Raw genomic sequence first — 6,382 nt, forward strand, 5'->3', positions numbered from 1 at the left:
CCCCATCTTCCCGAAGGGCGTACAACAGTCGTTGTCACCTCTCATCTTGGCCATCGTTGCTCCAGTGCGGGAAACGCAGGAAACGCCATGTGAGGCTCGTGCTGATACCAATACGCAACCGAGGCGATATCGTCGGCCAGGGGCTGGTAGGTCTGGTCCGGCCACCAGCCTAGGGCCTGGATAGTGACACGCAGTTCTTGTTGAAAGCAGATGGGGTCCATGATGTGCCACCGATATAGGCTCCATTTCGGCGGAGCATCCTCGCCCTGGTGCCGAAGCGTGTTTCCGACATAGGCCGTGCTGTAATTCTGTGGGAAGCCGTAGCTGCCGCAGAAGTAGTCTTCGGTACCGGTGCCGCAGATGGTCGGGAAGTCGGTATCCCCGTCCAGGTAGAACTTGATCTCTCCCTCCCCGAACCACCCGTCCGATAGCTGTGTCCACGCGAGGAATGTACCCACATAGCGGCCCTCTCCCTCGACGCCATCTAGGATGGTGTACTCGGGATGCGCTCGCCTGGTCATCGCGCGTCGCCACTGGGCATGGAAATACCCTGCGTCGTCCGGGACCACGGTTTCGGCGTACGTGAGCTGAAACGCCAGTAGGCTGAGATCCTTGGTGGACTCGTTCGTCAAAGTCACCCTGGCGTGCTTGCGAAACGGCATCGGCCAGTAGCAATTTAGAGCCGAAGTCGGATTTACGATTACCGCCAGCGAGTTGACCGGCGCAAACAGGTCATGACCCACGGCAAAGAAATCGGTCATCGGCACCTCGACGGAAGGCGTGTTTTCGTTATCCCAGTAGAAGCGCAGCACGCAAGCGCGGCCGTTACCTGCAAACTTCGTCTCCGTCGCCATCCAGATATGCTGAATGATTCCCGGTCCGCCCGCGTCCATCAAGGTTACGGTCTCGCCGGCCTTTGGCTTCAGAAACGGCCGTACTTTCCAGCCTTGGCCGAGGCGAACCGCAGAAGCCGAATGGGGGAGGTCAGAATCACCCGCATCGGGAATGGCCATTCCTCCCATGCCTTGGGCGCCCGTCGGGTTTTCCGCGGAAATGGATCGCGTGCGCCAACGACGCAGCATCGGCAATGCCCCCAGACCCAGACTAAGTCCTGCGAACTCGCTCATTGCTCCGTCTTCCTCCCATTTGTGGTATCGTTTAGCGTGTGCACTGTCAGTGGATGTCAAATAGTGTCGGGCCTCAGCAACGATGGGGCAGATCCGGGGGTGAATTAAGGTACAGTCCGGGTGTCCCTGCTCTCGCATCTTGTGGTCCTGACGAGCTTGCGATAGTCCCCATGGCTGAGCCCACAGGTCCGTACGTGAACCGCCCTTCTCCGCGCCAGGATCGCTTCCCTGTGCCACGAATACATGGAATGCCCCGGTTCTCACGGGCGTCTAACCGGCACAGCCGGTCTCAACATACGCGTGACTGCCGCCGATGTCGCGTGCTGCACAGTGCCCGAGGGCGCGGCGCAGTCAGTACGCAGAAAGCGATTCGGACTTTATGGGTGCCAGGCCAAACATCCTCTACCTCATGACCGATCAGCAAACCGCCCGCGCAATGAGTTGTTCAGGCAATCCATACATCTCCACGCCCGGAATGGACCGAATCGCTGCGGCGGGGGTTAGGTTCGCACTGGCCTACGCCACACAGCCTCTCTGCCTCCCGAATCGGACATGCATGTTTACGGGACGTCTTCCTCACGAAACCGGGGCGACGATCAACAATCCGGCAACGCCCAACCGCGTGGATGACGGCCCGCACCTCGGCCGCCTGCTCGCCGACGCCGGGTATGACTGCGGCTACTTCGGCAAATGGCACATCGCCTCGTCGTCAGAGGATCGAGCCAAACACGGCTTCCGCGAGATCTGGGCTTCCAGCGCGAAATCGCTTGATTTGGACCCAACCGTTACCGCAAAGTGTCTGGACTTTGCGCTGCAAGAACGTGAGAGCCCGTTCTTCGCGGTGGCGTCCTATATGAATCCGCACAACATCTGTCAATGGGCGCGCGGCGGCGATCAGCTCTTGACCGAACTGCCGAACTGCAGGATTCCACCGGTGCCGACGCCGGGCGACTGTCCGCCCCTGCCCGACAATTTCGCTATCCCTGACGGCGAGCCAGAGCGGCTGCGATGGGTGCACGACCAGGGGCCCGCAGCCGATAGGCTCTATCCCACCGCCGGTTGGTCGGAGGGGCTGTGGCGCCAGTATCTCTGGGCTTACTATCGCATCACGGAGTCCGTCGATCGCAGCATCAAGTGTCTCGTTGACGGACTGGAAGCCGCCGGATTATTAGAGGATACGCTCATCGTGTTCACCAGCGACCATGGCGAAGGCTGCGCCGAGCACCATTGGAATCAGAAGCAAACGCTTTACGAATCGGTCATTCACGTTCCGTTTATCATCGCCGACCCCACGGCTTCTTCGCCAGGACGATTGGACGACCAAACGCTCGTCAACAACGGCCTCGACCTGATGCCGACAATCTGCGACTACGCGGGAATCAGTCCGCCCGAGGGTTGTCGTGGCATCAGCCTGCGGTCGGCGGTGACGAACCCTGAGGCGCCGGCTGAGCGGGATTTCATCGTCCTCGAGACGACATTCGCTCAAGGCGCCGAGAAGCTGGATCTGTGCGGCCGCTGCCTTCGGACGTTGCGATACAAGTATATTGTCTATGACCGCGGACGTCGGCGCGAGCAGCTCTTCGATATGGCAAACGACCCCGGTGAGATGAGCAACTTGGCTGCGTGCGAGGAACATCAGCATATTCTGAACAGACACCGCGAACTTATTGCTGGGTGGTGTCGAGACACAGAGGATTCCTTCCCGTTGATCCTTCGGGATTGAACCGAGACCCCGGCTTTCGAGCTGCGGCCGAAGTGGGGTGTTTCAGGGAGGGGATCAAGGCACAGGTCAGGCGTCCCCGCCTGTGCGTAGCGCGCGCGGCGCGCCCCAGCTTTGACGGAGTGAGGAGCAGTCGCGTACCGGCTCGGCGGGTGTTGCGAGGCGCAAGGCCGGTCCGATCGGGAAGAGCCCTGGGACTTTATATCGGCGCCTTGCCAGGAAGCTTGGCTTCCGATAGGGAAATCGCTACCGCGAGCCGGCGGCAGTCGTTTGACACGGAACATCATTCCACCTACGAGGCAAAGGCATGACGAAGCGATCTGCAGGGTCAGGTTTGACGCGCCGGGAGTTCCTGGGCACATCGCTGGGCACCGCAGGGGCGGCCGCAGTCGGCGCCGCGCTGCCTCAGTTCGCACGTGCCGACCAGGAGGAACAGATGCGGAAGATTAGAACACTGCTCTTCGCTGGCGGGGAGATTCACGACTACAAGGGCTGTGGCGCGGAAATGCGGGATGCGCTCATCGCCGCTGGCGATTTCGACATCACGTACGTCGAGAACGACCTATCGGCCCTTGAGGCCCCTCGGCTTGAGCCGTATGACCTGTTCGTCTTCTACTACACCGTGGGCGAAATCAGCGACGCTCAGAAAAATGGCCTGCTCAACTTCGTCGCCTCGGGCAAAGGCTTTGCCACCTGCCATTCGGGTGCCGATTCGTTCCGTGATTGCCCGGAGTACTCCGCCATGGTGGGCGGCTCCTTTGTCACCCATCCGGCTTTTCGCTCTTACCAGGTGAGCGTGGTTGACACCGAACACCCCATCACTCGTGGGCTGACGGAGTTCATGGTCGAGGACGAGCAGTATATCCTGGATTACGACCCGCGCGTCAACGTTCTGGCGTCTGCGCTGTGGAAAGGCAGCGCCATGCCGGTGGCGTGGACGAAACCGTGGGGCAAGGGGCGAGTGTTCTACCTTGCACTCGGGCATAACCCGCAGGCCTGTCGCCATGAGATGTTCCGCGTGCTGCTGCAGCGCGGAGCGAAGTGGGCGGGCACGCCGCCGGAGTGACAAACGGGCCAGGGCGGATTTCGGCTGTCCATGAATGCCGACAGCGGTCTCATTTCGACCAGACCCGCACGGCTTTGCTCCACCTCTGCCAGATGTCGGTCATCAGCATCCCTGGAACGAGTCCGGGGTCAATCGACGCACAGGTCTGTTGCTCCCGCTCTTGCATCTGGTTCCGTCTCTACGAGCCTGCGGTATCTCTCGTCCCTTGCGACAAATCCCCGTCCGTGAGGCGCTTTCCCGCGCGCCAGGACGGCTTCCCTGTGGGCGGAGGAGACATCGAGCGGGAGGAACGCGGAATGGGGCTAGCCGTGAGGTTTGCACGGGGTGGCGTGTGACTCGCGTGGAGCAGGAAGACATCCTCATTCGCCCAAGAGTGCAACTTAGCAGTTGTCCCGTTTTTGCGGAGGACGTACATTCCGGCACTCTCAGGTGCGCCAGGCTCGCCTCCAGAATTGGCATCGGATTGCCAGCGTGGTGGCGGCTGGAAGGGCTTCTCGCGGCAGTACAGAGCCCCCTCGACGAAGAGAAACAGGTAGAGCCTCGCCCCGCGCGCCCATCCGGGTTCCCGATGCCGCCCGTACGGCTGAAGATCATCAGGAGTCCCATGCGGATTCTCGCCCGCGTCAGCCACCTCGTACAGCAAGACCGTGTTAGCCGGATCTTCGATCTCGGCTTCGCCCTTTTCGGACAGGTTAGCATTCATCGCATAGCTGCACCGGCCCTGCGATGTGTCTGTGGGGCAGCGCAAGACCCTTCGATCAGTGACATATGGAGAGACCGCATCAACCCATCTGTCGGCGCTGGGTAAGCGTCCGTCGTGGTCCAACTGATAGAGCCCGAACGCCAGGCCCAGCGCTCTCATGTTGTGCATACATTGGGAGAGGGCGTTCATATCGGCTCCGAGTCGCCAATAAGCACGGAAGAACAGCAATGCACAGGCCATCACGAGCGAGCCGAGTATTGCCAGACCAACGATCGTTTCTCGCTTCGAACTCACGGCTGTTGGTCCTCAGACAGCATGAAAGGAGATAAGGTGTCGAGTCCCCCTGGCGCTAGAGTGCTGCAGGCTACCGCCAGGGAATGACGCCGCGCCACAACCCTCCCCACCTGCAGCACCTTTCTGCGCGCCAGGAGCGCGTCCCTGCGGCCAGGCGAGCAGGAATGCCCGCCTCGTTGACCCAAACTGACTAGGCCCGCTCGGAAGCCATCCCCGCCGCGAACGTGCGTGGTGACTGCGTTATTGTGGATATCCCGCAAAGGCGGCGGAGGTATGATCAGCCCTCTTGGGCCGGGAAGGAGGATCTCTGTGCACTCTAATCGCAGGGGCGCAAGCCGGTATCGAGCATTCAGACGCGTAACGATATGCGTGGGCGCCAAGGCCGACGACGTGGAGCGTAAGTCGGCGGAACTGCTGAAAGCGCGCCTTACCGAAGCGAGCCGGGTGGAGGTGCGCGTCGAGGAGGAGAACGCGGTTTCGGCGCAACCGGCGAACTGCCTGATGGTGCTGCTCGGCACGCCCGCGCATCACGCGGAATTGGCGCGCCGACTCGACGTGTACCGGATCAAGCCTCCGAGCGAGCGCGACCCTGGGCCGGAGGGCTTTCTGGTCGGCTGCCGCACGGATGCGACGCCGTCGTGCGTCATGGCGGCCGGTGTGGACCAACGGGGCGTGCTCTACGCGGTGGGCGAGATTCTGCGCCGGGTGGGCCTTGGCGAACGATCGCTTCGCGTCCCGGGGGACCTGGAGGCGCGCACCGCGCCGGCGTTTGAAGTCCGCGGCACGCAGTACGGCCAGGGAGGGTTTGCGAAACGACTAGCCAAGGTGCGCGACTGGACCGAGGACGAGACTCGGCGCGTGATCCTCGACTACGCCCTGGCGGGCGCGAACACGTTCATGACCGCGCCGGGTCCGATGTTCGACTTCATCAGGTCCTACGGTTTGATGACCCACTGCGAGTACTTTCCGAACGCGGGCGGCGGCCCGCCGGAATGGGAAGCCAAGGAGTCAATCGGGCGCAAGGGCTATGTCTGCCTTTCGGTGCCGGAGGGGCGGAGAGCGCAGTTGGAGCGCTGCGAGGCCTTCTTCAGCAGCAGTCCGTCCTTCGACTTCGTGAAGTTCCAGGGCGGGGACGGGGGTGGCTGCGAGTGCGACCGCTGCAGACCATACGGGCTGCAATTCATTAAGCTGGTCGAGGAGATGGCCGCGATCATCCACAAGTACCACCCGCGGACGCGAGTCTGGTTCACCAACCAGAAGTTCAACAACGATGACGATAATGCCATCTTCAGATACCTGCAGGAGAAGCCGCGGGAGTGGCTGTGGGCCTGGGGGTATGGCCCCGGCTCAGACGCCATGAGCTGGCAGCCGGGCCACCGCCAGACGCACCGCACGGACCTGTTCCGCTATCCCGGGTTCGGGCCTCCCGATCGTTACAATCAGGAGATCGTGCGCCAGTTGCCGCCGCAGCA

4 protein-coding genes are annotated in these 6,382 nt (G+C 61.9%); 3 read left to right on the forward strand and 1 reads right to left on the reverse strand.

All coding sequences use genetic code 11. The features are described from left to right. Window positions 1-41: 41 nt before the first annotated feature. On the reverse strand, window positions 42-1,127 hold the full coding sequence (locus JSV65_05845; protein UCH35874.1) for a DUF2961 domain-containing protein: 1,086 nt from the start codon (window positions 1,125-1,127) through the stop codon (window positions 42-44). 379 nt (window positions 1,128-1,506) lie between these two features. Here JSV65_05845 and JSV65_05850 point away from each other — a divergent pair, with 379 nt between their 5' ends. The 3 genes from JSV65_05850 to JSV65_05860 all read left to right on the forward strand — a co-directional run. Beyond that, window positions 1,507-2,850, forward strand: a complete 1,344-nt coding sequence (locus tag JSV65_05850; protein UCH35875.1) for a sulfatase-like hydrolase/transferase — start codon at window positions 1,507-1,509, stop codon at window positions 2,848-2,850. Between the two features lie 433 nt (window positions 2,851-3,283). Beyond that, window positions 3,284-3,913, forward strand: coding sequence for a ThuA domain-containing protein (locus JSV65_05855; protein ID UCH35876.1), 630 nt, complete (start codon window positions 3,284-3,286; stop codon window positions 3,911-3,913). A gap of 1,306 nt (window positions 3,914-5,219) precedes the next feature. Beyond that, window positions 5,220-6,382: hypothetical protein (locus JSV65_05860; protein ID UCH35877.1), on the forward strand; the 1,163-nt coding region annotated here is incomplete at its 3' end.

The organism is Armatimonadota bacterium (assembly GCA_020354555.1).
GTDB lineage: Bacteria > Armatimonadota > Hebobacteria.

Coding starts and splice junctions, on each gene's coding strand:
- JSV65_05855 (UCH35876.1), top strand. CDS start 3,284: ATGCGGAAGATTAGAACACTGCTCTTCGCTGGCGGGGAGATTCACGAC.
- JSV65_05850 (UCH35875.1), top strand. CDS start 1,507: ATGGGTGCCAGGCCAAACATCCTCTACCTCATGACCGATCAGCAAACC.
- JSV65_05845 (UCH35874.1), bottom strand. CDS start 1,127: ATGAGCGAGTTCGCAGGACTTAGTCTGGGTCTGGGGGCATTGCCGATG.